This is a genomic window from Pseudomonas sp. IPO3749 (assembly GCF_013386605.1).
Lineage (GTDB): Bacteria > Pseudomonadota > Gammaproteobacteria > Pseudomonadales > Pseudomonadaceae > Aquipseudomonas > Aquipseudomonas azotoformans_A.
The window spans coordinates 322287-347088 of the sequence record NZ_JACARN010000012.1; the positions used below are offsets into that span (position 1 = coordinate 322287).

General features: G+C 61.2%; 25 protein-coding genes. 15 read left to right on the top strand and 10 right to left on the bottom strand.

The genetic code is table 11. The features are described 5' to 3' along the window. Positions 1-4 precede the first annotated feature (4 nt). Both cysD and HX812_RS06215 read right to left on the bottom strand, forming a co-directional pair. The gene (gene cysD / locus HX812_RS06210) at positions 5-922 is read right to left on the bottom strand and encodes a sulfate adenylyltransferase subunit CysD (RefSeq protein ID WP_005784641.1); all 918 of its coding nucleotides are present in this window, start codon (positions 920-922) and stop codon (positions 5-7) included. Between the two features lie 136 nt (positions 923-1058). Continuing rightward, the gene (locus HX812_RS06215) at positions 1059-1817 is read right to left on the bottom strand and encodes a Nif3-like dinuclear metal center hexameric protein (protein ID WP_033896983.1); all 759 of its coding nucleotides are present in this window, start codon (positions 1815-1817) and stop codon (positions 1059-1061) included. 101 nt (positions 1818-1918) lie between these two features. Here HX812_RS06215 and algW point away from each other — a divergent pair, with 101 nt between their 5' ends. Further along, positions 1919-3073, top strand: coding sequence for a Do family serine endopeptidase AlgW (algW, locus tag HX812_RS06220; protein WP_028618771.1), 1155 nt, complete (start codon positions 1919-1921; stop codon positions 3071-3073). Positions 3074-3185: 112 nt separating this feature from the next. Continuing rightward, positions 3186-5282 (top strand): TonB-dependent siderophore receptor, encoded by a 2097-nt coding sequence (locus HX812_RS06225; protein ID WP_038845731.1) that lies wholly within the window; start codon positions 3186-3188, stop codon positions 5280-5282. On the opposite strand, the gene hemH is transcribed toward HX812_RS06225, so the two are convergent. Further along, positions 5277-6302, bottom strand: a complete 1026-nt coding sequence (hemH, locus tag HX812_RS06230) for a ferrochelatase (protein ID WP_038845734.1) — start codon at positions 6300-6302, stop codon at positions 5277-5279. The genes HX812_RS06225 and hemH overlap by 6 nt on opposite strands. 14 nt (positions 6303-6316) lie before the next feature. Beyond that, positions 6317-7216 (bottom strand): TIGR01777 family oxidoreductase, encoded by a 900-nt coding sequence (locus HX812_RS06235; protein WP_038845736.1) that lies wholly within the window; start codon positions 7214-7216, stop codon positions 6317-6319. Positions 7217-7413: 197 nt separating this feature from the next. On the opposite strand from HX812_RS06235, the gene HX812_RS06240 reads away from it, so the two are divergent. From HX812_RS06240 to HX812_RS06295, 12 genes are all read left to right on the top strand, one after another. Beyond that, positions 7414-8400 (top strand): NAD(P)/FAD-dependent oxidoreductase, encoded by a 987-nt coding sequence (locus HX812_RS06240; protein WP_038845739.1) that lies wholly within the window; start codon positions 7414-7416, stop codon positions 8398-8400. Continuing rightward, the gene (locus HX812_RS06245) at positions 8397-8612 is read left to right on the top strand and encodes a TIGR02450 family Trp-rich protein (protein ID WP_038845743.1); all 216 of its coding nucleotides are present in this window, start codon (positions 8397-8399) and stop codon (positions 8610-8612) included. The genes HX812_RS06240 and HX812_RS06245 overlap by 4 nt, the downstream gene beginning before the upstream one ends. Before the next feature lie 112 nt (positions 8613-8724). Further along, positions 8725-9684 carry a DUF523 and DUF1722 domain-containing protein gene (locus HX812_RS06250; RefSeq protein ID WP_038845745.1) on the top strand — a complete coding sequence of 320 codons (960 nt, stop codon included), beginning with the start codon at positions 8725-8727 and terminating at the stop codon, positions 9682-9684. A 3-nt stretch (positions 9685-9687) separates the two neighbouring features. Beyond that, on the top strand, positions 9688-10617 hold the full coding sequence (locus HX812_RS06255) for a MerR family transcriptional regulator (RefSeq protein ID WP_038845747.1): 930 nt from the start codon (positions 9688-9690) through the stop codon (positions 10615-10617). Then, entirely contained in the window at positions 10618-12063 is a 1446-nt protein-coding gene (phrB, locus tag HX812_RS06260; protein ID WP_038845750.1) for a deoxyribodipyrimidine photo-lyase, read from the top strand. Beyond that, positions 12056-12478, top strand: coding sequence for a nuclear transport factor 2 family protein (locus HX812_RS06265; RefSeq protein WP_038845752.1), 423 nt, complete (start codon positions 12056-12058; stop codon positions 12476-12478). The genes phrB and HX812_RS06265 overlap by 8 nt, the downstream gene beginning before the upstream one ends. Further along, complete coding sequence (locus tag HX812_RS06270) at positions 12475-13257, top strand: SDR family oxidoreductase (RefSeq protein WP_038845754.1); 783 nt, start codon at positions 12475-12477, stop codon at positions 13255-13257. Before HX812_RS06265 ends, HX812_RS06270 begins: the two co-directional genes overlap by 4 nt. Continuing rightward, positions 13254-14501 carry an NAD(P)/FAD-dependent oxidoreductase gene (locus HX812_RS06275; protein ID WP_038845757.1) on the top strand — a complete coding sequence of 416 codons (1248 nt, stop codon included), beginning with the start codon at positions 13254-13256 and terminating at the stop codon, positions 14499-14501. The genes HX812_RS06270 and HX812_RS06275 overlap by 4 nt, the downstream gene beginning before the upstream one ends. Beyond that, positions 14498-15307: a DUF1365 domain-containing protein gene (locus tag HX812_RS06280; RefSeq protein WP_038845760.1), complete on the top strand. Its 810-nt coding sequence runs from the start codon at positions 14498-14500 to the stop codon at positions 15305-15307. The genes HX812_RS06275 and HX812_RS06280 overlap by 4 nt, the downstream gene beginning before the upstream one ends. Beyond that, positions 15294-16565: a cyclopropane-fatty-acyl-phospholipid synthase family protein gene (locus HX812_RS06285; RefSeq protein WP_038845762.1), complete on the top strand. Its 1272-nt coding sequence runs from the start codon at positions 15294-15296 to the stop codon at positions 16563-16565. The genes HX812_RS06280 and HX812_RS06285 overlap by 14 nt, the downstream gene beginning before the upstream one ends. Then, entirely contained in the window at positions 16558-17043 is a 486-nt protein-coding gene (locus tag HX812_RS06290; protein ID WP_038845765.1) for a DUF2878 domain-containing protein, read from the top strand. The genes HX812_RS06285 and HX812_RS06290 overlap by 8 nt, the downstream gene beginning before the upstream one ends. Positions 17044-17095: 52 nt before the next feature. Further along, the gene (locus HX812_RS06295; protein WP_177128121.1) at positions 17096-17401 is read left to right on the top strand and encodes a YkgJ family cysteine cluster protein; all 306 of its coding nucleotides are present in this window, start codon (positions 17096-17098) and stop codon (positions 17399-17401) included. 127 nt (positions 17402-17528) lie between these two features. Here the strand turns inward: HX812_RS06295 and HX812_RS06300 are convergent, their stop codons facing one another. From HX812_RS06300 to hemA, 6 genes are all read right to left on the bottom strand, one after another. Next, positions 17529-18047 (bottom strand): acyloxyacyl hydrolase, encoded by a 519-nt coding sequence (locus tag HX812_RS06300; protein WP_038842863.1) that lies wholly within the window; start codon positions 18045-18047, stop codon positions 17529-17531. A 112-nt stretch (positions 18048-18159) separates the two neighbouring features. Further along, positions 18160-18954 carry a glutamate racemase gene (gene murI, locus HX812_RS06305; RefSeq protein ID WP_038842859.1) on the bottom strand — a complete coding sequence of 265 codons (795 nt, stop codon included), beginning with the start codon at positions 18952-18954 and terminating at the stop codon, positions 18160-18162. Continuing rightward, positions 18947-19702, bottom strand: a complete 756-nt coding sequence (locus HX812_RS06310) for a molybdopterin-synthase adenylyltransferase MoeB (RefSeq protein ID WP_038842856.1) — start codon at positions 19700-19702, stop codon at positions 18947-18949. The genes murI and HX812_RS06310 overlap by 8 nt, the downstream gene beginning before the upstream one ends. After that, on the bottom strand, positions 19696-20526 hold the full coding sequence (gene prmC, locus HX812_RS06315) for a peptide chain release factor N(5)-glutamine methyltransferase (RefSeq protein WP_038842853.1): 831 nt from the start codon (positions 20524-20526) through the stop codon (positions 19696-19698). The genes HX812_RS06310 and prmC overlap by 7 nt, the downstream gene beginning before the upstream one ends. Next, on the bottom strand, positions 20527-21609 hold the full coding sequence (prfA, locus tag HX812_RS06320; protein ID WP_038842850.1) for a peptide chain release factor 1: 1083 nt from the start codon (positions 21607-21609) through the stop codon (positions 20527-20529). After that, complete coding sequence (gene hemA, locus HX812_RS06325; protein WP_033896957.1) at positions 21606-22895, bottom strand: glutamyl-tRNA reductase; 1290 nt, start codon at positions 22893-22895, stop codon at positions 21606-21608. Before hemA ends, prfA begins: the two co-directional genes overlap by 4 nt. A gap of 182 nt (positions 22896-23077) precedes the next feature. On the opposite strand from hemA, the gene HX812_RS06330 reads away from it, so the two are divergent. Continuing rightward, positions 23078-24802, top strand: coding sequence for a tetratricopeptide repeat protein (locus HX812_RS06330; RefSeq protein WP_038842848.1), 1725 nt, complete (start codon positions 23078-23080; stop codon positions 24800-24802).

A 24802-nucleotide genomic window follows, 5' to 3' on the forward strand; every position in this document is an offset into this window, starting at 1 on the left:
CCCCTTAGAAATAGCCTTGACGTTTTTTATCTTCCATCGAGCCTGCACCATCGTGGTCGATGACACGGCCCTGGCGCTCGGAAGTTCGCGTCAGGAGCATTTCCTGAATGATGTCCGTCAGCGTCTCGGCTTCGGACTCCACCGCGCCCGTCAACGGGTAGCAGCCAAGGGTACGGAAACGTACTTTCTTTTTGACGATTCGGGCTTTGTCTTCGTCGGACAGGTGCTCGAGGATGCGGTCGTCGTCGATCATGATCAACGTGCCGTTCTTCTCGATCACTTCACGCTCGGCGGCGAAGTACAGCGGCACGATCGGGATGCCTTCCAGGTAGATGTACTGCCAGATGTCCAGCTCGGTCCAGTTGGACAGCGGGAACACACGGATCGACTCGCCCTTGTTGACGTTGCCGTTATAAACGTTCCACAGCTCAGGACGCTGGTTTTTCGGGTCCCAGCGGTGCTTGCTGTCGCGGAATGAGTACACGCGCTCTTTGGCGCGGGACTTCTCTTCATCGCGACGGGCACCGCCGAAAGCGGCGTCGAAACCATGTTTGTCCAACGCCTGCTTGAGGCCTTCGGTCTTCATGATGTCGGTGTGCTTGGCGCTGCCGTGGGTGAAGGGGTTGATGCCCTGCGCCACGCCGTCCGGGTTCACGTGGGTGATCAAGTCCAGGCCCAGCTCCTCGACCATCTTGTCGCGGAACTTGTACATCTCCTGGAACTTCCAGCGGGTGTCGACGTGCATCACCGGGAACGGCAGCTTGCCCGGGAAGAAGGCCTTGCGTGCCAGGTGCAGCATCACGGCGGAGTCTTTACCGATCGAGTAGAGCATCACCGGGTTGTCGAACTCGGCGGCGACCTCGCGGATGATGTGGATGCTTTCCGCCTCCAGCTGTTTCAGATGCGTCAGTTTGTCGACCATGGTTACTCACGGAAAAACGATCTTATGGACGGCCAGCGGGCCGTGTTCGAGCGGGGCATGCTAGCACAGCACCTGCTTCTATTCAGGGAGCCATCTAGATCGAAACGGTATATGAATATGCCCCCAGGTTTGGCCCTCAAATTGGGTTGGGACAATCGATGAACAGATGCTCCAGGGCAAAGCGCCGCGCCAGGTAATCGCCCAGGGCCTGTACGCCGTAGCGTTCGGTGGCGTGGTGGCCGGCGGCGATGAAGCTGATGTCGTTTTCGCGGGCGCTGTGAAAAGTTTGCTCGGAGGCTTCGCCGCTCAGGTACAGGTCGACGCCGGCGGCGATCGCCTGATCGATGTAGCCCTGCCCACCGCCGGTGCACCAGCCGACACGGCGGATCATGTCGCTGCCTTCGATCAGCAGCGGTTCGCGGCCCATGACTTCCTGCACACGGCGCGCGAAATCACGGGGCGACAAGGGCTCGGCGAGGGAGCCGACCAGGCCGACGATCTTGGGGTTGCTCGGGTCCAGCGGGCCTTCGACGGTGATGTCGAGTTGACGGGCGAGTTGCACGTTGTTGCCGACGTCGGGGTGCAGGTCCAACGGCAGGTGGTAGGCCAACAGGCTGATGTCGTGCTTGAGCAGGGTCTTGAGGCGGCGCTGCTTCATGCCGGTGATGCAGGGGTTTTCGCCTTTCCAGAAGTAGCCGTGGTGCACCAGGATCAAATCGGCCTGGGCTTCGACGGCCGCGTCCAGCAGGGCTTGGCTTGCGGTCACGCCACTGACGATGCGCATCACTTGCGGGCGGCCTTCGACCTGCAGGCCATTGGGGCAATAATCGGCAATTTTGGCGCTGCCGAGGTAGCGGTCCGCTTCCTCGACGAGGGTGGTAAGGGGGACGGCCATAAAAGACTCCTAAATATCCCGTTCGCAGGCGTCACAGCCTCGTATAATGCGCGACATTATGGGCGCTCTCTCGCCCCCTGCAACCTGTCAGGACTTACTTGATGCTCAAGGCGCTGCGTTTTTTTGGATGGCCATTGTTGGCTGGCGTGCTGATCGCGATGCTGATTATTCAGCGTTACCCCGAGCTGGTGGGCCTGCCCAGCCTGGATGTGAACCTGCAACAGGCGCCACAGACCAGCGCGGTGGTGCAAGGCCCGGTGACCTATGCCGACGCGGTCACCATCGCCGCCCCGGCGGTGGTCAACCTGTACACGACCAAGGTCATCAACAAACCGGCGCACCCGTTGTTCGAAGACCCGCAGTTCCGCCGCTACTTCGGCGACAATGGGCCCAAGCAGCGGCGCATGGAATCCAGCCTGGGTTCGGGCGTGATCATGAGCCCAGAAGGCTACATCCTCACCAACAACCATGTGACCACCGGCGCCGACCAGATCGTGGTGGCCCTGCGTGACGGCCGCGAAACCCTGGCCCGCGTGGTGGGCAGCGACCCGGAAACCGACCTCGCGGTACTCAAGATCGACCTGAAAAGCCTGCCATCCATCACCCTCGGCCGCTCCGATGGCTTGCGCGTCGGTGACGTAGCACTGGCCATCGGCAACCCGTTCGGTGTGGGCCAGACCGTGACCATGGGCATTATCAGTGCCACCGGGCGTAATCAGTTGGGCCTTAATAGCTACGAAGATTTCATCCAGACCGACGCGGCGATCAACCCGGGTAACTCCGGCGGTGCGCTGGTGGATGCCAATGGCAACCTGACCGGTATCAACACGGCGATTTTCTCCAAGTCCGGCGGCTCACAGGGCATTGGTTTTGCGATCCCGGTGAAGCTGGCGATGGAAGTGATGAAGTCGATCATCGAGCACGGCCAAGTGATCCGTGGCTGGCTGGGGATTGAAGTACAGCCGTTGACCAAGGAACTGGCCGAGTCGTTTGGCCTGACCGGACGCCCAGGCATCGTGGTCGCCGGGATCTTCCGCGACGGCCCGGCGCAGAAAGCCGGCCTGCAACTGGGCGATGTGATCCTCAGCATCAATGGCGAACCGGCGGGTGATGGCCGTAAGTCGATGAACCAGGTAGCGCGGATCAAGCCGACCGACAAGGTGGCGATCCAGGTGATGCGCAATGGTAAGGAGATCAAGTTGCTGGCGGAAATCGGTTTGCGTCCGCCGCCGGCGCCGGTCAAAGAAGAGGAGTAAAACGCCTCGTCCTGGTGCCCGTTCGTGGGCACCTGTAAGTTGATGTTTCAAAGCAATCCACTCTCATTGGTCATGTTATATTGTTTCAATATCGCTATTGGAACGCTCTATCATGCCGTCTCGAAGAATCGCCCCCTTGGCTGGCCTGGCCTTGGGTTTGCTGCTCGACCCCGCCTACGCCGAAGACAACACCCTGGAACTCGACACCATCAGCGTCACCACCGACGCCTATGAGTCCGCCACCGGCCCCGTCAAAGGCTATCGCGCCACCCGCTCGGCCAGCGCGACAAAGACCGACACCGCGATTCGTGACATCCCGCAATCCATCAGCGTAATTCCCGCCACGGTGCTCAAAGACCTGGGCAGCAACAACGTGGAACGCGCCCTGGAATTTGCCGGTGGCGTGTCCAAGCAGAACAACTTCGGTGGCCTGACCCTCTACGAATACAGCGTGCGCGGCTTCACCACGTCGGAGTTCTATCAGGACGGCTTCAGCGCCAACCGTGGCTACCCGAGCACACCGGACGCGGCGAACATCGAACGCATCGAAGTGCTCAAGGGCCCCGCCGCCAGCCTGTACGGGCGTGGCGATCCGGGCGGCACGGTGAACATCGTCACCAAGAAGCCCCAGCCTGAAGCGTTCACCACTCTGCAAACCAGCGCCGGCAGTTGGGACCGTTATCGCACCGCCGTGGACGTCAACACCCCGTTGGACAGCGAAGGCAAGGTGCTGACCCGAGTCAACCTGGCGGTGGAAGACAACCACAGCTTCCGCGACCACGTGCAGAGCAAGCGGGTATTCGTCGCGCCTTCGTTCAGTTGGCAACTGGACCCGGACACCAGCCTGCTGGTGGAAAGCGAATTCGTGCGCCACAGCTCCACTTTCGACCGTGGCATCGTCGACGCTCCCGACGTATCCCGCTCCACCTTCCTCGGCGAGCCCAACGATGGCGATATCGACAACCACAACAACCGCCTTCAGGCGACCCTCGAACACCACCTCAACGACGCCTGGAAACTGCGCCTGGCCAGCCACTACAAGCAAGGCAGCCTCTGGGGTGACGCCTCGGAAAACCGCGCACTGAACGCCGACGGCCATACGATCAACCGCCGCTACCGCGAACGCTCAATGGGCTGGCACGACAGCATTACCCAGCTGGAGCTGCGCGGCCTGTTCGACATCGGCAGCTGGCAACACGAACTGCTGGTCGGCACCGAATACGAGGACTACCGCAAGAAGGAGCGCGTGACCGCTATCGCCGGCAGCCCGTACGCCATCGATATCTACCGCCCGGTCTACGGCCAGCCCAAACCCAACGGCGCGCGCTCCGGCACCGACTTCTTCGAACAGACCAAAAGCCACGCGCTGAACCTGCAGGACCAGATCATCTTCACCGACCGCCTGCGCGGTATGGTCGGTGCGCGCTTCGAGCATTTCGAGCAGAGCATCGACGACTTCACCCGCAACCACGCCAAGAGCAAGCAGACCCACGACGCTTTTACCCAACGCGCCGGCCTGCTCTATCAGCTCACACCGCAGGTCGGGGTGTTTGCCAACGCCTCCACATCGTTCAAGCCCAACAGTGGCCTGGACGCCAACAACAAATCGTTCAAGCCCGAAGAAGGCGTGGGCTATGAAGTGGGAATCAAGAGCGAGCTGTTCGACGATCGCCTCAGCGCCACCCTCGCCGCCTTCCATATCGAAAAGGAAAACGTACTGACCCTGGACCCGGCCACCAACCTCAACCGCGCCGTGGGCAAGGCGCGCAGCCAGGGTTTTGACCTGCAACTGACCGGGCAAGTGACCGATGCCGTACGGGTGATTGGCGCGTTTGCCTATATCGATGCTGAAGTGACCAAAGGCGAGAAAGCGATTCCGGCCGGCAGCCGCATCCTTGGCGTGGCCAAGCGCAGCGGCAGTCTTTTGGGCGTGTATGAGTTTCAGGATGGCGCGTTGCGCGGCTCGGACATGGGCGCGGCGTTCACGTATGTGGGCGATCGTTCCGGTGAGGCCGGCACGAATTTCGAGCTGCCAGCCTATCACACGGTCGATCTGCTGGCGCATTACAAGGCCACGGAGAACGTCACCGTGGGCCTGAACCTCAACAACCTGTTTGATGAGAAGTACTTCGAGCGGTCCTACAGCAACTATTGGATCAACCCCGGTGAGCCGCGCAATCTCACCGTCAGTTTGACGCTGAGCCTATAGGGAACCCGGCGCTCTTTCACATAAGGTATTGAGCGCCTTCGCCCACTGCGGGTCATCATTCAGGCACGGCACCAGCACCAATTCCTCGCCCCCGGCTTCACGGAACTGCTCCAACCCGCGATCGCCGATTTCCTCCAGCGTTTCGATGCAATCGGCAACGAACGCCGGGCACATCACCAGCAGCTTTTTCACGCCTTGCTGGGCCAACGCCTCGAGGCGGGCTTCAGTGTAGGGTTCGATCCACTTCGCCCGACCTAGACGCGATTGGAACGCCACCGACCACTTGCCCTCCGGCAAGCCCAGTCGCTCGGCGAAATCGCGAGCGACGCTGAAGCATTGCGCGCGGTAGCAGGTTTTCAACACCTCAGGCGAGGCGTTCTTGCAGCAGTCGGCATCCTTGAAGCAATGCTGGCCTGTCGGGTCGAGTTTGGTCAGATGACGCTCAGGCAGGCCGTGGAAGCTCAGCAGCAGGTGATCGTAATCCTGTTCCACATAAGAGCGGACACTCGCCGCGAGGGCGTCGAGGTATTCCGGCTGGTCGTAGAACGGTTGCAAGATCGAGAACTGCACGCTCAGCTTCTTATCACGTACAACCCGCTTGGCCTCTTCAATCACCGTGGTCACGGTGCTGTCAGCAAACTGCGGGTAAAGCGGCGCCAGGGTGACCTTGCGGATGCCTTGGGCAGCAAGGCGCGTCAGCACGCTTTCAATGGACGGCTCGCCGTAGCGCATCGCCAACTCCACCGGGCCGTGGGTCCACTGTGAGGTCATCTGCTGCTGCAAACGGCGACTGAGTACCACCAACGGCGAACCTTCATCCCACCAGATGGACGCGTAGGCGTGAGCCGACTGCTCGGGGCGCTTGATCAGGATCAGCGACACCAGCAAGCGTCGCACCGGCCACGGCAGGTCGATCACATAAGGGTCCATCAGGAACTGATTGAGGTAACTGCGCACATCGGCCACCGAAGTGGACTTTGGCGAGCCCAGGTTGACCAGTAACAACGCGTGATCCGTCATGCAACATCCTATCTCTAGAGGCGGCTAGACAAGTCGTCCAAGGCCGCGCGCAACTCAGTGAACTGGAAAGTGAAACCGGCGGCCAGCAAGCGTTCGGGCACCGCCTTCTGCCCACCCAGCAACAGGCCGGACAACTCGCCCAGGCCCACCTTCAATGCAAAGGCCGGCATCGGCATGAACGCCGGACGGTGCAATACCTGGCCCAGGGTTTTCGCAAACTCGCGATTGCGCACCGGGTGTGGCGCGCAGGCATTATAAGGACCACGGGCATCCGGCTTGTGCAGAAGAAAATCAATCAGGGCGATTTGATCCTGGATATGCACCCACGGCATCCACTGCCGACCATTGCCAATCGGCCCGCCCAGCGCCAGTTTGAAGGGCAGTAACAGCCGCGACAAAAAGCCGCCCTCGGCTGCCAGCACCAGGCCGGTCCGCACCAACACGACACGAATGCCCAAGGCTTCGGCGCGCTGGGCAGTTTCTTCCCAGGCGATACACAACTGGCTGGGGAAATCGTCCTGCACCGGGCCGCTGGCTTCGGTCAATTCCCGCTCGCCGCCGTCGCCGTACCAGCCGACCGCTGAACCGGAAATCAACACCGCTGGCTTTTGCTCCAGACTTTCAAGCCATGCCAGCAAGGTTTCAGTCAGACTGATGCGACTGCTCCACAACAACGCCTTGCGCTTGTGGGTCCAGGGGCGATCAGCAATGGGCGCGCCGGCCAGGTTAATGACCGCATCCACCTGGCCGATCACCTGTTGCAGGTGTTCGACGCCTGCGACTTGAGCGCCGCATCGCTTGGCGACCTGTTCCGGCTGACGACTCCACACGGTCAGCCGATGCCCCTGCGCAAGCCAGTGTTGGCAGAGTTGGCGGCCGATCAGGCCAGTACCGCCGGTCAGCAAAATGTGCATGGGATCTTCCTCATGTAACGTTCGCCGCCCCTCACTGGTCTATTTTATAAGCAGCGAGCGTAACGTTGGATTAAGCCTCTGCTTTAACAATAGGTCACGCCGTAAGAACAGGTAAGCCAAAACTTATACCAAAAAACAATATTGTACAGCTATTGGTGTCGGCGTAGTCTGTACCCAACGGTAAAACGAGGCCTCCCATGACTGTTCCCATCGCGATCATCGGCACCGGCATCGCCGGTCTCTCCGCCGCCCGTGCGTTACGAGACGCGGGGCACGTTGTACAACTCTTCGATAAGAGCCGCGGCAGTGGTGGCCGCATGTCCAGCAAGCGCAGCGATGCCGGTTCCCTGGACATGGGCGCACAATACTTCACCGCACGCGACCGGCGCTTCGTCAACGAAGTGCAACGCTGGCAAAGCAATGGCTGGGCCGAGCAATGGAAACCCCAGCTGTACAACTTCAAGTCCGGCCAGCTGACGCCCTCCCCCGATGAACAGATCCGCTGGGTCGGCACGCCGCGCATGAGCGCGATCACCCGCGCCCTGCTCGACGACCTGCCGGTGGCGTTCGGTTGCCGCATCACCGATGTGTTCCAGGGCAAGCAACACTGGAACCTGCTGGATGCCGACGGCGAAAACCACGGCCCGTTCAGCCACGTGATCATCGCCACCCCAGCGCCCCAGGCTACCGCCCTGCTGGCCGCCGCGCCCAAGCTGGCCAGTGCTGCCGCCGGCGTGAAAATGGACCCGACCTGGGCTATCGCCCTGGCGTTCGACAAGCCCCTGGATACGCCGATGGAGGGCTGTTTCGTGCAAGACAGCCCCCTCGATTGGCTTGCGCGTAACCGCAGTAAACCGGGACGTGACACCCACCTCGACACGTGGGTACTGCACGCCACCAGCACGTGGAGCAAGGCCCACCTGGACCTGCCCAAGGAGGCGGTAATCGAGCACCTGCACGGCGCCTTCGCCGAATTGCTGCACAGCGCCATGCCCGCACCGTCGTTCAGCCTGGCGCACCGCTGGCTCTATGCGCGACCGTCCAGCAGCCACGAATTCGGCGTGCTCGCCGATGCCGACCTGGGCTTGTACGTGTGTGGCGACTGGTGCCTATCGGGCCGGGTCGAAGGGGCCTGGCTCAGTGGCCAGGAAGCCGCGCGACGCTTGATCGAACACCTGCAATGAACCGCATCAATCCGGCTAAATTGCTGCTGTCGAAATGGACAGCAGCTCATCCTCGCAACAAAGAAAAACACTTCTTGGTCACCGAATTGTTTCGGGATGAAGAGGGCGTGGTGCTGGAAATCGAGCTGCAAGCCGTCATGACCCGACGCGCCGAACGCTTCACCTGGCAAACCCTGCAAAATGCCGACGCCTGGAAAATCGGCTGGAAATAGCCGACCCGCAAAAACTTGTACAAATAATTTGACTTGTACAGCATCGAATCTATGATGAGATTTAGTTGTACAAGATTTAAGCCTTGTACAGGAATCTTGCAGAGGTTCGTTTATGTCCAGCACCTCCAAACCAAAGATCGCCATCAGCGCCTGCCTCCTGGGCGAGAACGTGCGCTTCAACGGCGGCCATAAACAATCCCTGCTGTGCAGCCAGACCCTCGCCGACTATTTCGACTTTGTGCCGCTGTGCCCCGAGGTCGCTATCGGTCTGGGCATTCCCCGCGAACCGATCCGCCTGGTGGGTGACCCGGCCCACCCGCAAGCCGTCGGCACGGTACACCGCGAACTGAACGTCACCCAGCCACTGGACGATTACGGCCAGCAGATGGCGTCGCAACACACTGACCTGTGTGGCTATATCTTCATGCAGAAGTCGCCGTCGTGCGGCCTGGAACGGGTCAAGGTCTACCGTGACAACGGCACCCCGGTCGACGGCGGCGGGCGTGGTATCTATGCCCAGGCGTTTTGTGCGCGTCACCCCAACCTGCCGGTGGAAGAAGATGGTCGACTGAATGATCCGGTGCTGCGAGAAAACTTCCTCACCCGCGTATTCGTCTACGCCGACTGGCAACAGCTACTGGCTGAAGGCCTGACCCGCCACCGCCTGCTGGCCTTCCATTCACGCTACAAATACCTGTTGATGGCCCACAGCCCGGCGCACTACAAAAGCCTCGGCCACCTGCTGGGCAGCATGACCAAAGAGACCCACCTCGATGAGTTGGCCGCCTGTTACTTCAGCGACCTGATGACCGGCCTAAGCCAATGCGCCACCCGTGGCACCCACACCAATGTGCTGCAACACATCAGCGGTTACCTCAAACAAGTCATCAGTGCCGACGACAAGCAGGAAATGCAGACCGTTATCGGCCAGTACCGCCAAGGCATCGTGCCGCTGGTGGTGCCACTGACCCTGCTCAAGCACCACTTTCGCCAACACCCGGACCGCTACATCGCGCAGCAGGCCTACCTGCAACCGCACCCGGAAAACCTCAGCCTGCGAAATGCGATCTAGCCCATGAAAGCTGCCCTGCAAGACGAACCCGGCGAAGACATCGCCCAAGCCCTCGAAGACGGCTGGTTGCCGATCCGCGAGGTGGCGCGCCAGACCGGCGTCAACGCCGTGACCCTGCGCGCCTGGGAACGCCGTTATGGCCTGATCGTGCCCCAGCGCACGCCCAAGGGTCATCGGCTGTTCAGTGCCGAACATGTACAACGCATCCACACCATCCTCACCTGGCTCAATCGCGGTGTGCCGGTGAGCCAGGTCAAAGGCCTGATCGACTCAGCACTCAGCGTTCCCGATGCCGTGGAAAACGAATGGCACACCTTGCGCCAGACCCTGGTGCAGGCCATCAGCGAATTGGCAGAGCGCCGGGTGGATGACGCCTTCAACCAAGCCATGGCGCTATACCCGCCGCGCACACTGTGCGAGCAACTGCTGCTGCCATTGCTGCAGGAGTTGGAACAACGCTGGCAAGGTCAGTTCGGCGCGCAGATGGAGCGGGTGTTTTTCCTGTCCTGGCTGCGCAGCAAGTTTGGTGCGCGCATCTATCACAACAATCGCCAGTTGCATGGCGCGCCGCTGCTGCTGGTGAATCAATCCGACCTGCCCTTGGAGCCGCACCTGTGGCTCAGCGCCTGGCTCGCCAGCAGCGCCGATTGCCCGGTGGAAGTGTTCGACTGGCCGCTGCCTGCCGGTGAGCTGGCCCTTGCGGTGGAACACCTGCAACCGCGCGCGGTGCTGCTGTACTCGAGCAAGGCGCTCCACCTGTCGACTTTCGCAAAACTTCTGGCGGGTATCAGTTGCCCAAAATTGATGGTCGGACCAACGGTGTGCATCCACCAGGCCGAGTTGACCGTATTAACCCAGGACATCCCTGAATTGTTCGTCGCCGAAGATCCGTTGTCGGCCCACCAACTGCTGATCCAGCGTGGACTCGTTTAAATGCATTTGATCTGGCTGCGCACCGACCTGCGCCTACACGACAACACTGCCCTGGCCGCCGCGAGCCAGCGGGGTCCGATTGCGGCCGTGTACCTGATCACGCCGCAGCAATGGCTGGCCCACGATGACGCGCCGTGCAAAGTGGATTTCTGGCTGCGCAACCTGCAGGACCTGAGCAAGACGCTGGGCGCGCTGAATATTCCCCTGCTGATCCGCACCGCCGCCACGTGGGACGACGTGCCTGAAGCACTGAGCAAACTGTGCCGTGAACTGTCGGTGGAGTCGGTTCACGTCAACGAGGAATACGGCATCCACGAAAGCCGCCGGGACGCTGCCGTGTCCAAGGCCTTGGAAGCCGAGGACGTGACCTTTCACACCTACCTCGATCAACTGTTCTTCCAACCCGGCAGTGTGTTGACCAAGACCGGCACGTATTTCCAGGTGTTCAGCCAGTTCCGCAAGGTTTGCTACACCCGCCTGCACAGCGCCCTGCCGCGCACGGTCGCAGCGCCAAAGGCCCAGGCGCCGATCAAGCTGAACAGCGATCCAGTCCCTAATACGGTCGATGGTTTCGAACCACCCAGCGAAGCACTGCGCGCCCTCTGGCCTGCCGGTGAAGACGAAGCCCGACGTCGCCTCGACGCCTTCGCCGACCAGCAAATCAGCTATTACAAGGACGAGCGCGACTTCCCCGCCAAGCCCGGCACCAGCCAGCTCTCCGCCTACCTTGCGGCGGGCGTGGTTTCGCCGCGCCAGTGCCTGCATGCCGCGCTGCAAACCAACGGCGGCGAGTTCGAAAGTGGCGACATGGGCGCCATCACCTGGATCAACGAACTGCTCTGGCGCGAGTTCTACAAGCATATCCTGGTGGGTTACCCACGGGTTTCCCGTCACCGCGCTTTCCGCCCCGAAACCGAAGCCGTGGCCTGGCGCAACGCGCCCAAGGACCTGGCTGCCTGGCAGGAAGCGCGCACCGGTTTGCCGATCATCGACGCCGCCATGCGCCAACTGCTGGAAACCGGCTGGATGCACAACCGCCTTCGCATGGTGGTGGCAATGTTTCTGACCAAGAACCTGCTGATCGACTGGCGCGAAGGCGAGCGCTTCTTCATGCGCCACCTGATCGATGGCGACCTGGCTGCCAATAACGGCGGCTGGCAGTGGAGCTCGTCCACCGGCACTGATTCGGCGCCGTACTTCCGGATTTTCAGCCCGTTGAGCCAGTCGGAGAAATTCGACAGCGAGGGCATTTTTATCAAGCACTGGCTGCCGGAGTTGGCCGCACTGAATAAAAAAGAAGTGCACAACCCCGAGGCCGTAGGCGGCTTGTTCGGGGTGGCCGACTACCCGCGTTCGATTGTCGACCTGAAAAAATCCCGCGAACGCGCCCTGGCCGCCTTCCGCAGCCTGCCTTCGCGCCAAGCCGTCGGGGGCGAACATGAGTGATTTCCTGCGCCGCTTCGCCCAGGCGTTCGCCACGCTGGACAAGCACAACCTGCATTTGCTCGACAACCTGTACAGCCAGGACATCGCCTTTGCCGACCCACTGCACGAAGTGCATGGCCTGCCAGCCCTGCACCGCTACTTCGCAGAGCTGTACAGCAACGTCAGCCAACTGCGCTTCGACTTCCACGGCTTCGACCAAGTGGCCGAAGGCGAAGGTTACCTGCGCTGGAAAATGAGTTTCTGCCACCCGCGCCTGGCGGGCGGCAAGGTCATCCGCGTGGAAGGCTGCTCGCACCTGATGTGGCGTGACAAGGTGTACCGCCATCGAGATTACTTCGATGCCGGCGCCTTGCTGTACGAACACTTGCCCGTACTGGGCAGCGTCATCAGTTGGCTGAAAAGGAGAATGGGATGAGCAGCACAGTGCCCCGCCGTTATTGGCTGACCGGCGCCAGCAGTGGCATCGGTGCCGCGCTGGCCGTGGAGTTGCTCAACAGCGGCGCCCATGTAGCGCTGAGCTCCCGCACCAAAGGGCCTTTGGAAGCGCTCGCGCAGCGTTATCCCGGCCAAGTGCTGGTAGTCGCGGGCGATCTGACCAACAGCCAGACCGTGCGCGAGATCGGCGAGCATATCGGTGTGGTCTGGGGTTCGCTGGACACCGTGATCCTCAATGCCGGCACCTGTGAGTACGTTGACGCACGGCAGTTTGATTCATCGATCATCGAGCACGTGGTGCGCACCAACCTGCTGGCCAGCAGTTATTGCATCGAAGCCGCGTTGCCACTGTTGCGCGCAGGGCAGACGCCGCATCTGGTGGGTGTCGCCAGCGCCGTGACCTACCTGCCGATGCCCCGCGCCGAAGCCTACGGCGCGTCGAAGGCCGGCCTGCGCTACCTGTTCGAATCCTTGCGCATCAGCCTGGCGTCGGAAAATATCGACGTCACCGTGATCAGCCCCGGGTTTGTCGACACGCCGCTGACCGAGCGCAATGACTTCCCCATGCCACTCAGTTGGCCGGCGGACAAGGCTGCGAAACATATCTTCAACAAGCTGGAGAAGCGTCCGCTGGAGATTGCCTTTCCCGCGCTGTTCATCGCCGCCCTGTGGCCGCTGTCGAAACTGCCGAACCGCGCACAATTAGCCATCGGCAAGCGCATGTTGCGCAGCCCACCGCCGAAGAAGGACGACCTGTGAAGATCGCCATCATCGGCAGCGGCATTGCAGGGCTGACCAGCGCCTACCTGCTCAGCCGCCAGCATGAGATCACGCTGTTCGAAGCGGGCGACCGCATCGGCGGACATACCCACACGGTCAACGTGACTGTCGAGGGTAAAAGCTACGCGGTGGACACAGGCTTCATCGTGTTCAACGACTGGACCTACCCCAACTTCATTCGCCTGCTGGGGCAGATCGGGGTGACGTTCAAACCCACCGAGATGAGCTTTTCGGTGTGCGACGAGCACACCCGGTTCGAATACAACGGCAATAACCTCAACAGCTTGTTTGCCCAGCGTCGCAATATTTTGTCGCCGGGGTTCTGGGGCATGTTGCGTGACATCCTGCGCTTCAATCGCCAGGCGCCGCTCGACCTGCAGGAACAGCGCATCAGCGCCGAGATGACCCTAGGCGACTATCTCGACGCCAACGGTTACGGCGAGCGGTTTATCCGCCACTACATCGTGCCGATGGGCGCGGCGATCTGGTCGATGTCCCTGGCCGACATGCTGGGCTTCCCCTTGCAGTTCTTCGTGCGCTTCTTCAAGAACCACGGCTTGCTGTCGGTGAGCAACCGCCCGCAATGGTGCGTGATCGAGGGAGGCTCCAGCCGTTACATCGAACCGTTGACCCACAGCTTTCGTGAACAGATCCGCCTCAATTGCCCTGTGCATAACGTCGAGCGCAGCGACAACGGCGTGGTTATCCACAGCCCGGCCGGCAGTGAGGCATTCGATCGCGTGGTCTTCGCCTGTCACAGCGACCAAGCCCTGGCGTTATTGGCCGACCCGAGCCAGGCCGAACAAGACATCCTCGGTGCCCTGCCCTACGCCGACAACGACGTGGTGCTGCACACCGACACGCGCCTGCTGCCCGACCGCAAACTGGCCTGGGCCAGCTGGAACTATCGCTTGAGCGGCAATGCGCAGCAACAAGCGGCGGTGACCTATGACATGAACATCCTGCAAGGCATCGACAGCGCCACCACCTTTTGCGTCAGCCTCAACCAGACATCAGTGATCAACCCGCTGAAGGTGCTTGCCCGCTATACCTACGCCCACCCGCAATACAGTCTGGCGGCGGTGGCAGCTCAAGAGCGTCGGGAAGAAATTTCGGGCGTACGCAATACCTTTTATTGCGGCGCCTATTGGGCCAATGGTTTCCACGAAGACGGCGTGGTCAGCGCCCTGCACGTGGCCCAGGCCTTTGGGGAAACCCTGTGAACAGCGCCCTGTACAGCGGCTGGATTGCCCATCGTCGGTTTACGCCCAAGGCCCATGCCTTTCGCTACCGCATCGGCTTGCTGTACCTGGATTTGAGCGAGGAACACGAAGTGCTCGGGCTTTCGCCCCTGGCCGGGCGTAGCCGCCTGGCGCCCTTCGGTTTTCGCCAGCAGGACTACCTGCGTGAATTGACGCGCACCGGCATCAGCTTGAGCGATGCCGTGCGCCAGGAAGTCGGCAAGGCACTGGGGCGAACACCCCAGGGCGTTATCTGCCTACTGACCCAGGCCCGCAGCTGGGGCCTGGCTTTTAATCCCGTGAGTTTCTTCTACTGCTTCGAGGCAGACGGACGTCTGGCCGCGATCCTGTGTGAAGTGACCAACACCCCGTGGCGCGAGCGTTATCACTACGTGCTGCCGGCCCAGGCTTTGGGCGCGGATGAGCACCAGCATTTCGCGGTGGCCAAGGCCTTCCATGTGTCGCCGTTCTTGCCGCGGGACCTGGAATACCGCATGAGCTTCAGCCCGCCCGCCGCCAGACTCGGCGTGCATATGGCCGATTGGCAGGGCGAACTGAAAGTCTTCGATGCGACCTTGAGCCTGCAAAAAGAAACGCTCAACCGTGCCAGCCTGCACCGCTACCTATGGCGTTTTCCCTGGATGACCGCCAAGACCTGCCTCGCGATCTACTGGCAGGCCCTGCGCCTGCTGCTCAAACGCACACCGATTTTTTCCCATCAGGCTGCCGATGGCGCCTCTCGCACCGCAGTCGGGTATACCAAGGATCGCCGCCATGAAATCCCCTAGCTTATCGGTCAAGACCCATCGCCTGAACGTCAACGGCATGACCGCCGCGCTGCTGCGCAAGGCCGTGCTGCGTCAACTCAGCCAATTGCGCCATGGTCAGTTGGTGGTGATCGAGGACGGCGAGCGCCAGGTCTTCGGCGCACGGGAAGCGCACCTTTTGGGCGAAATCCAGATCCTTGATTCGGCGGTGTGGGGCCTGGTGGCGGCCAACGGTTCCATTGGTGCCGGCGAAGCATTTATCCACGGTTACTGGAGCAGCCCGGACCTGACGGCGGTGGTGCGCGTGATGGTCAGCAACCTCGATGTGCTCGACGCGATGGAAGGCGGCCTCGCTCGCCTGGCACGTCCGTTCACCCAGGGCCTGCACTGGCTCAATCGCAATACACGCAAGGGCTCGCAGAAAAACATCGCCGCCCACTACGACCTGGGCAATGACCTGTTCGAAGAATTCCTCGACCCGACCATGATGTACTCGGCGGCGCAATTCCTGACCGCCGACGACACTTTGGAGCAGGCGCAACTGAACAAGCTGGAGCGCATCTGCCAGAAGCTGGCGCTCAAGCCGAGCGACCACTTGCTGGAGATCGGCACGGGCTGGGGCAGCATGGCGCTGTATGCCGCGCAGCATTATGGCTGCAAGGTCACCACCACGACCTTGTCCAAGGAGCAGTTTGCCTACACCGAAAAACGCATCGCGGCCTTGGGTTTGCAGGACCAGGTCACGCTGCTGTTGCAGGATTACCGCGACCTTACTGGCCAGTACGACAAGCTGGTGTCCATCGAAATGATCGAGGCGGTGGGCCATCGCTTCCTGCCGACCTACTTCAAACAGTGCGCGCACCTGCTCAAGAGCGATGGCCTGATGTTGCTGCAAGCCATCACCATTCGTGACCAACGCTACGAACAGGCGAAAACCAACGTCGACTTTATCCAGCGCTATATTTTCCCCGGCGGCGCTCTGCCTTGCGTGCAAAAGATGCTGCAGATCGTCAGCCGCGACACCGACATGAACCTGCTGCACATGGAAGATTTCGGCCTGCACTACGCGCGAACCTTGCGCCTGTGGCATGAGAACTTTCGCCGCGCACACGGCCGCCTTGCCGAATTGGGCTACGACGAATACTTCCTGCGGCTGTGGGAGTTTTACCTGTGCTACTGCGAAGGTGGCTTTATGGAGCGCACCATCGGCACCGCGCAATTGCTGTTGGCCAAGCCATCCGCGATCAACCCGCCGCTGCTCGGACGCTTCAGTGCTTAAGACGCTGGCCAATGCCGTGCTGTTTCAGTGCGGTTGGTTTGCGTGTGTGCTGGGTGGCGACAGTTTGTGGCTTCTCGTTGGGCTGGCTGCGCTGGCGATTCACCTGCTGTGGATAAGTTCGTGGGCTGAGGACGGCAGGTTGATCCTGGGCGTGACCTTGTTGGGCACGTTGATAGATACGTTGTTACGCAATGTGGGGTTTTTCCAGTTCAGCGAGCCTGGGCCGTTGATTCCGCTGTGGTTGATAATGCTCTGGGCGTTACTGGCGAGCACACTGCGTCATTGCCTGGCCTGGAGCACTCAGCCTTGGTGGCGTGCCGCTTTACTGGGCGCCGTGGGTGGTCCGATGTCTTACTACGCCGGCAGTCAACTTGCCGGGGTGAGCTTCGGTTATTCCTTGGGGGCGAGCCTGGTCGCATTGGCACTGCTGTGGGCTTTGCTCTTTATCCTGCTCGCAAACGCTGCCACAAAAAACTGAAGCCAGTCGGCTTTTACTTGCAGCTTGCCGCTCAAAGCTTGAAGCTGCCGCCATGCCCAACATCCCCCACACCCAAATCACCGAACCCGCCGTCACCTGCTCGACGTGCGCCGCCTGCTGCTGCCAGCTGGAAGTCATGCTGATCACCGACACCGGTGTGCCGGAACGCTATATCGATACCGATGACTGGGGCGGCGAAGTGATGTTGCGCCTGGACGACGGCTGGTGCGCGGCGCTGGATCGGGACACGATGATGTGCACGATCTACGAGCGACGGCCGCTGATCTGCCGGGAGTTCGAGATGGGGGCGCCGGAGTGCCTGACCGAGCGCGAAGGGATCGCAACGGCCTACCGCTGATCGTCTGGTGAGTGGAGCTCTAAATGTGGGAGCGGGCTTGCTCGCGAAAGCGGTGTGTCAGTCAAACATGTAGCGACTGTTACACCGCTTTCGCGAGCAAGCCCGCTCCCACAAGGGTTCTCCGGTGTTACAGCGGTAGGGTGTAGTGCACCGAGTAACTCTCTACCCCATCGTTGTTGCTGCTGATGCCCGCGTTGGAATAATGCGTGGCACGTATGCCCACTTCATGCCCACCCGCGAAGCGCAGGCCGAAACCCAAACGGTCTTCGAACTGGAAAGCCTGGCCGATGTTGTTGTCTTCCACTTTGGTGCGCGAGAACACCGCCACGCCAATCCCCGCTTCGATGTACGGCTTGACCTTCTCCCCGGCAAACTCATACACAAACACCGGCGAGAACGACAGGCTGCTGACGCTGGCGCGCTTGTCACCGTCCCAATAGGTGTAGGCGCCGCTCCAGTAGCCGGTCAGTCGACCGGTATCGCTCTGCCACCAGCTTTTGTCCCAGTCCGATGTCAGCCCCAGCCGATAGGTCATGGTCGAATCGCTGGTGCTCCCCACACCGAACTCCAGGCCAGCGGCCTGTGCCGAAACAGAGTGCCCCACTACAGCGGCTGCAATCGCGGCCAAACAGAACAAGCGCTTCATAAGAAACATCCTTTCCAAACGAAGTTATAGGGTTTTGTACAGGCTAACTCGCTATAGAAGCTGGCGAATAGACGGAAGTTCCGGCTAATAACGTCGGCATTTCACGAATTTTTCACGAAGCGAAGCTTCGCACAACGCCCGGATATTTCCATAGTGTCGGTAGGATATTTCTTAGGTGATACACATCGCCGCTGGTCCAGAACTGCGCGGGTTCAGGATTGCCGTCGGCCAGCAGGTCGCGCTCGCCCAGCAGACGCTTGAGCTGACGGGCCACGGCGGCGCCGGTATCGATGAGGATGATGCTGGGGGGTAGCATTTGCGCCAGAAGTGGCTTGAGGAAGGGGTAGTGGGTGCAGCCGAGGATGATGGTGTCGCAACCGGCGCTGAGCAGTGGTTCGATGTAACGCTGCAACAATTGCTGCAGGGCGGGGCTGGTCAGGTCGCCGCTTTCAATCAGTTCGACCAGGCCCGGGCAGGGCTGGGTGATGACCTTCACATCGGTGGCGAAACGGTCGAGCAAGGCGGCGAACTTGGCGCTTTGCAACGTACCGGTGGTGGCAAGCACCCCGACGACGCCACTGCGAGTAGCGGCGGCTGCGGGCTTGACGGCGGGCTCCATGCCCACCAACGGCCAATCAGGAAAATCCAGGCGCAAGTCGGCAGCAGCGGCGACCGTGGCGGTATTACAGGCAATCACGAACGCCTTGGCGCCCCGCTCGCGAAAAAACGCCGCCACCCGCCGCGAACGCTCAAGGATAAACGCCGGGCTTTTCTCACCGTAGGGGATGTGCCCGCAATCGGCCACGTACAGCAGTGATTCGTGGGGCAACAGCTGCTGGATTTCGTCCAGCACGGTCAACCCGCCGATACCGGAATCGAACACACCGATTGGCGCGCCCTTAACCATGTTGCGTCCCGCACACGCTGCAACCGGGGTCACGTTTGACGCGTAACTCGCGAAAACGCGTGGTCAGGGCATCGATCAGCAACAAACGGCCCACCAGGGGCTCACCGAAACCGGCCAGCAGTTTCAAGGCTTCCAACGCTTGCAGGCTACCGACCAGCCCCACCAGCGGGCCGACCACGCCGGCTTCGCTGCAGGTGAGTTCGGTATCGCTGCCGTGCCCATATAAACAGTGGTAGCACGGGCTCTCGGCGCGGCGCGGGTCGAACACCGACAGTTGCCCTTCAAGGCGAATGGCGGCACCGCTGATCAACGGTTTGCCGGCCGCGACGCAAGCCGCGTTGACCGCTTCGCGGGTGGAGAAGTTGTCACTGCAATCAAGCACCACGTCCACCGCTTCGACCGCTGCTGCCAGGGTGTCGGCATCCAGCGCGGTGCGGTGGGCGATCAGTTTGATCTCGGGGTTGATGGCCGTCAGGCGGCGCAGGGCCGAATCGACCTTGGTCTGCCCCACGCTGTCGGTGTCATGGATGATCTGGCGTTGCAGGTTGGTCAGGTCGACGGTGTCGAAGTCCGCCAGATGCAATTCGCCCACGCCCGCCGCCGCCAGGTACAGCGCAACGGGCGCGCCCAGGCCACCGAGGCCGACGATCAAGGCTCGGCCATGTTTCAGGCGCAATTGGCCGTCGATGTCGACATGCTGCAACAGAATCTGTCGGCTATAGCGCAACAGCTCCTGATCGGTCAGCACGGCCGGCGTCCCAGGGTGATGCGTTCATGGCCACCGAGGTCGATACGGCTGTGCACGTCTTCGAAACCTTCACTCAACAGCAGGTCGCGCACAGCCGGGGCCTGATCGTAACCATGCTCCAGCAACAGCCGGCCACCGGCATTCAGGTGCGACGGGGCTTGTTTGATGATCAGGCGCAAATCGTCCAACCCGTCATGGCCGGCCACCAAAGCACTGGCCGGTTCGAAGCGCACATCACCCGCTACCAGGTGCGGATCGTTGGCGGCGATGTACGGCGGGTTGCTGATGATCAGGTCGTAGGTGTGACCTTGCAGCGCGCTGAACCAATGGCTGTTCAACACAGTGGCGTTATTGAGGTGCAACCGCTGACGGTTGCGCTCGGCCAGGGCCACGGCTTCCAACACGCGGTCGACGGCGGTGACTTGCCAGGCCGGGCGTTCGCTGGCCAAGGCCAAGGCGATGGCGCCACTGCCAGTGCCTAGGTCAAGGACCTTGGCGGGCGTGACCGGTAACAATTCCAGGGCGGCTTCCACCAGCAATTCAGTATCCGGGCGCGGGATCAGCGTGTGGGGCGCGACCTCCAGGTCCAGCTTCCAGAAACCTTGCTGGCCGAGGATGTACGCCACTGGCTCACCGCCGCGACGGCGTTGCAGGTAACCGGCAAACGCCAGCGCGTGCTCGCTGCTGACGATTTTCTCGGGCCAGGTGTGCAGGTAGCTGCGGGACTTACCCAGGGCCGCCGCCAGCAACAATTCGGCATCCAGGCGCGCGGTAGGCGAGTCGGGAAGGTCGGCGGCGCGCAGCAGGCTGGCGATGATGGTCATTTATTCACCTATCGCTGCGAGTTGATCCGCCTGGTATTCGGCGAGCAACGGCTCGATCACGGCGTCTACGCCACCGGCGAGAATCTCGTCCAGGGAGTAAAGCGTGAGGTTGACCCGGTGGTCGGTGACCCGGCCCTGGGCAAAGTTGTAGGTACGGATGCGCTCGGAGCGGTCGCCCGAGCCCACCAACAGCTTGCGTTCGCTGGCAATCGCGTTGGCGGCGGCGCTGGTCTGCTGGTCGTTGAGTTTGGCCGACAGCCAGGACATCGCCCGCGCACGGTTCTTGTGCTGGGAGCGTTCTTCCTGGCATTCCACCACGATGCCCGACGGCAAGTGAGTGATGCGGATGGCGGAGTCGGTCTTGTTGACGTGCTGACCGCCAGCGCCCGACGAGCGGTAGGTGTCGACGCGCAAGTCGGCCGGGTTGATCTCGATGGCTTCCTGCTCATCCGGCTCGGGCAGCACGGCTACGGTGCACGCCGAAGTGTGGATACGGCCTTGGGACTCGGTCGCCGGTACGCGCTGTACGCGGTGCGCACCCGACTCGAACTTGAGCTTGCCGTAGACGTTGTCGCCTTCAACCCGCGCGATGACTTCTTTATAGCCGCCGTGCTCGCCTTCGTTCTCGGAGAGGATTTCTACCCGCCAACCGCGACGCTCGGCATACCGCGAATACATGCGGAACAGGTCACCAGAGAAAATCGCCGCCTCGTCACCGCCGGTGCCGGCACGGATTTCAAGGAATACGTTGCGCCCGTCATTCGGGTCTTTGGGCAGCAACATGCGTTGCAGGTCGCCTTCCAGGGCGATCAGCTTGTCCTTGGCTTCGCGGACTTCTTCCACGGCCATTTCGCGCAGGTCCGGGTCGCTATCCTTGAGCAGCGCCTGGGCGCCTTCGAGGTCGGCCTGGGTTTTAAGCCACTGCCCATAGGTGGTCACAATCGGCTCAACTTCCGCGTATTCCTTGGAATACGTACGGAACTTGGCCTGATCAGAGATGACTTCGCCATCACCAAGCAAGGCGGTCAGTTCTTCGAAACGGTCCTGGAGCACGTCCAGTTTATTGAGCAGTGACGCTTTCATTGCGGTTTTTTATCCGAAGAGCTGTCTGACGCGCCCTCACCGAGGGCAAAGAGTTCCTGGGCCATGGCCAGCGCATCGAGGCGGCCTTCGGCGGTAAGCTTTTTTAATTGTACGCTGGGCGCGTGGAGCAATTTGTTGGTGAGACCGCGGGCCAGTTGCATCAGCACTTCTTCGGCGCTGCTGCCATTGGCCAACAAGCGCTGGGCCTTGATCAGTTCCTCGTCGCGCAGGCGTTCACCCTGCTGACGATACGCCTTGAGCACATCCACCGCCGCCAATTCACGCAGGCGCACCATAAAGTCTTCGGCGCCGGTGCTGACCATCTCTTCGGCGGCCTGGGCGGCGCCCTGGCGGCTCTTGAGGTTTTCGGCGACCACTTCGTGCAGATCGTCGACGCTATAGAGGTAAACGTCGTCCAACTCGCCGACTTCGGGTTCGATATCCCGAGGAACGGCGATATCCACCATAAAGATGGGTTTGTGTTTGCGCAGCTTCAATGCGCTCTCGACCGCCCCCTTGCCAAGAATCGGCAACTGGCTGGCGGTGGAGCTGATGACGATATCGCTGCGCACCAGTTCGGCCGGGATATCCGCCAGCAACACGGCATGCGCGCCGAACTGCTCGGCAAGGATGCTCGCACGCTCCAGGGTGCGGTTGGCGACAACAATGCGCTTTACGCCCAGGTCATGCAGGTGACGGGCGACCAGGGTGATGGTCTCGCCGGCGCCGATCAGCAGGGCCTGGCTGCGCTGCAAGTCACTGAAAATCTGTTTGGCCAGGCTGACGGCAGCAAACGCCACGGACACCGGGTTTTCACCAATGGCCGTATCGGTGCGCACTTGCTTGGCGGAATTGAACGTCGCCTGGAACAGCCGGCCCAGCAGCGGTCCGACGGTGCCAGCCTCACGCGCCACGGCGTAGGCGGACTTCATCTGGCCGAGGATCTGCGGTTCACCCAACACCAGCGAATCGAGACCGGACGCCACACGCATCATGTGACGAACTGCCGCATCCTCTTCGTGCACGTAAGCGCTCGCGCGCAGGTCGTCGAGGTCCAAATGATGGTAATCGGCGAGCCAGCGCAGTACGACATCCGCTGAAAGATGTTCCTGCTCTATATAAAGCTCGCTGCGATTGCAGGTCGAAAGGATCGCAGCTTCGCGACTGTCGGTGAGCCGGCAGAGCTGCTGCAGGGCCTCAACCAACTGCTCTGGCGTAAACGCCACGCGCTCGCGCACGTCTACGGAGGCAGTCTTGTGGTTAATACCGAGTGCGAGGAAGGCCATTCAATATCGCTGATGATGTCGGGAAGCCGACAATTGTCCTACTTCGAAAGATTCAGAACAACCACCGTAAGCTATTGTCCTAATGCCTTGTGTCTATAAAGGCGCCCATTGAGACTCGGTTATGTTTGGCCGAATGCTTGTGTCATGATGATCCGACCGCAGGTTAGTCGTCCTCTTCCTATATGAATAGATCTTCCGCGTTGCTCCTTGCTTTTGTCTTCCTCAGCGGCTGCCAGGCCATGGCACCCGTGTCGCCGGACGGTACGCCGCCGGTGGAAGACAGCACCCCCGCCCCTGAAAAGCCCAAGGTTTATTCCTCGTTCACTGAAGAAACGGTGTACAGCCTGCTGACCGCGGAACTCGCCGGCCAGCGCAATCGTTTCGACATTGCCCTGGATAACTACGTGACCCAGGCCATCAACACCCAGGATCCGGGAATTTCCGAGCGCGCGTTCCGCATCGCCGAGTACCTGGGCGCCGACCAGGCCGCGCTGGACTCCTCGCTGATCTGGGCCAAAAACGCACCGGACGACCTGGAAGCACAACGCGCGGCGGCCGTTCAACTGGCACGCGCCGGGCGTTATGACGACTCCATGGTCTATATGGAGAAGGTCCTGCAGGGCAAGGGCGACACGCATTTCGACTTTCTCGCGCTGTCGGCGGCCGACACTGACCAGGACACGCGCAACGGTTTGATGAAGAGCTTCGACCGCCTGCTGCAAAAACACCCGAAGAACAGCCAGCTGATTTTCGGCAAGGCCTTGCTGCTGCAACAGGATGACGAAGCCGACGCCGCGCTGAAGCTGCTGGAGCAGAATCCGCCGGAAGAAGGCGAAATCGCGCCGATCCTGCTGCGTGCGCGCCTGCTGCAGAACCTCAATCGCGGCAAGGAAGCGATTCCACTGCTGGAAAAAAGCATCAAGAAGTATCCGGAAGACAAGCGCCTGCGCCTGACCTACGCGCGCATGCTGGTGGAGCAGGACCGCATGGAGGACGCCAAAGTGCAGTTCGCCAGCCTGGTCCAGCAATACCCGGACGATGACGAATTGCGCTATTCCCTGGCACTGGTGTGCCTGGAAGCCAAGGCCTGGGACGAGGCCAAGGGTTACCTGGAAGAGCTGATCCAGCGCGAAAGCCATGTGGATTCGGCGCACTTGAACCTTGGCCGCATCGCCGAGGAGCGCAACGATCCACAGGCCGCCCTGCTCGAATACGCCCAGGTCGGCCCCGGCAATGACTACCTGCCGGCCCAATTACGCCAGGCCGACATCCTGATGAGCAACGGTCGCACCGACGAGGCGGAAAAACGCCTGGCTGCGGCCCGCGATGCCGAGCCGGACTATGCGATCCAGCTGTACCTGATCCAGGCCGAGACCTTGTCGGCCAACAATCAGGGCGAGCGCGCCTGGAAACTGCTGCAACAAGCCTTGTTGCAATTCCCCGACGATTTGAACCTGCTGTATACCCGCGCCATGCAGGCGGAAAAACGCAATGACCTGGCGCAAATGGAAAAAGACCTGCGCCTGATCATCAAGCGCGACCCGGACAACGCCATGGCCCTCAACGCCTTGGGTTACACCTTGTCCGACCGCACAACGCGTTATGACGAAGCCAAGGTGCTGATCGAACAGGCCCACAAACTCAACCCGGAAGACCCGGCCGTACTCGACAGCCTGGGCTGGGTGAATTACCGCCTGGGCAACCTCGACGAAGCCGAACGCTTGCTGCGCCAGGCGCTGGAGCGCTTCCCCGACCAGGAAGTCGCCGCTCACCTGGGCGAAGTGCTGTGGGCCAATGGCAAACAGCGCGAAGCACGCCAGATCTGGGAAAAATTCCTCAAGGAACAACCCGAAAGCCCCATCCTGCGCGGCACCATCAAGCGCCTGACCGGATCCGAGACCCTTTAA

Excerpts from the sequence above, each read along its gene's own strand:
- cysD (WP_005784641.1), bottom strand. The coding sequence starts at position 922 with ATGGTCGACAAACTGACGCATCTGAAACAGCTGGAGGCGGAAAGCATC.
- HX812_RS06215 (WP_033896983.1), bottom strand. The coding sequence starts at position 1,817 with ATGGCCGTCCCCCTTACCACCCTCGTCGAGGAAGCGGACCGCTACCTC.
- algW (WP_028618771.1), top strand. The coding sequence starts at position 1,919 with ATGCTCAAGGCGCTGCGTTTTTTTGGATGGCCATTGTTGGCTGGCGTG.
- HX812_RS06225 (WP_038845731.1), top strand. The coding sequence starts at position 3,186 with ATGCCGTCTCGAAGAATCGCCCCCTTGGCTGGCCTGGCCTTGGGTTTG.
- hemH (WP_038845734.1), bottom strand. The coding sequence starts at position 6,302 with ATGACGGATCACGCGTTGTTACTGGTCAACCTGGGCTCGCCAAAGTCC.
- HX812_RS06235 (WP_038845736.1), bottom strand. The coding sequence starts at position 7,216 with ATGCACATTTTGCTGACCGGCGGTACTGGCCTGATCGGCCGCCAACTC.
- HX812_RS06240 (WP_038845739.1), top strand. The coding sequence starts at position 7,414 with ATGACTGTTCCCATCGCGATCATCGGCACCGGCATCGCCGGTCTCTCC.
- HX812_RS06245 (WP_038845743.1), top strand. The coding sequence starts at position 8,397 with ATGAACCGCATCAATCCGGCTAAATTGCTGCTGTCGAAATGGACAGCA.
- HX812_RS06250 (WP_038845745.1), top strand. The coding sequence starts at position 8,725 with ATGTCCAGCACCTCCAAACCAAAGATCGCCATCAGCGCCTGCCTCCTG.
- HX812_RS06255 (WP_038845747.1), top strand. The coding sequence starts at position 9,688 with ATGAAAGCTGCCCTGCAAGACGAACCCGGCGAAGACATCGCCCAAGCC.
- phrB (WP_038845750.1), top strand. The coding sequence starts at position 10,618 with ATGCATTTGATCTGGCTGCGCACCGACCTGCGCCTACACGACAACACT.
- HX812_RS06265 (WP_038845752.1), top strand. The coding sequence starts at position 12,056 with ATGAGTGATTTCCTGCGCCGCTTCGCCCAGGCGTTCGCCACGCTGGAC.
- HX812_RS06270 (WP_038845754.1), top strand. The coding sequence starts at position 12,475 with ATGAGCAGCACAGTGCCCCGCCGTTATTGGCTGACCGGCGCCAGCAGT.
- HX812_RS06285 (WP_038845762.1), top strand. The coding sequence starts at position 15,294 with ATGAAATCCCCTAGCTTATCGGTCAAGACCCATCGCCTGAACGTCAAC.
- HX812_RS06295 (WP_177128121.1), top strand. The coding sequence starts at position 17,096 with ATGCCCAACATCCCCCACACCCAAATCACCGAACCCGCCGTCACCTGC.
- HX812_RS06300 (WP_038842863.1), bottom strand. The coding sequence starts at position 18,047 with ATGAAGCGCTTGTTCTGTTTGGCCGCGATTGCAGCCGCTGTAGTGGGG.
- murI (WP_038842859.1), bottom strand. The coding sequence starts at position 18,954 with ATGGTTAAGGGCGCGCCAATCGGTGTGTTCGATTCCGGTATCGGCGGG.
- prmC (WP_038842853.1), bottom strand. The coding sequence starts at position 20,526 with ATGACCATCATCGCCAGCCTGCTGCGCGCCGCCGACCTTCCCGACTCG.
- prfA (WP_038842850.1), bottom strand. The coding sequence starts at position 21,609 with ATGAAAGCGTCACTGCTCAATAAACTGGACGTGCTCCAGGACCGTTTC.
- hemA (WP_033896957.1), bottom strand. The coding sequence starts at position 22,895 with ATGGCCTTCCTCGCACTCGGTATTAACCACAAGACTGCCTCCGTAGAC.
- HX812_RS06330 (WP_038842848.1), top strand. The coding sequence starts at position 23,078 with ATGAATAGATCTTCCGCGTTGCTCCTTGCTTTTGTCTTCCTCAGCGGC.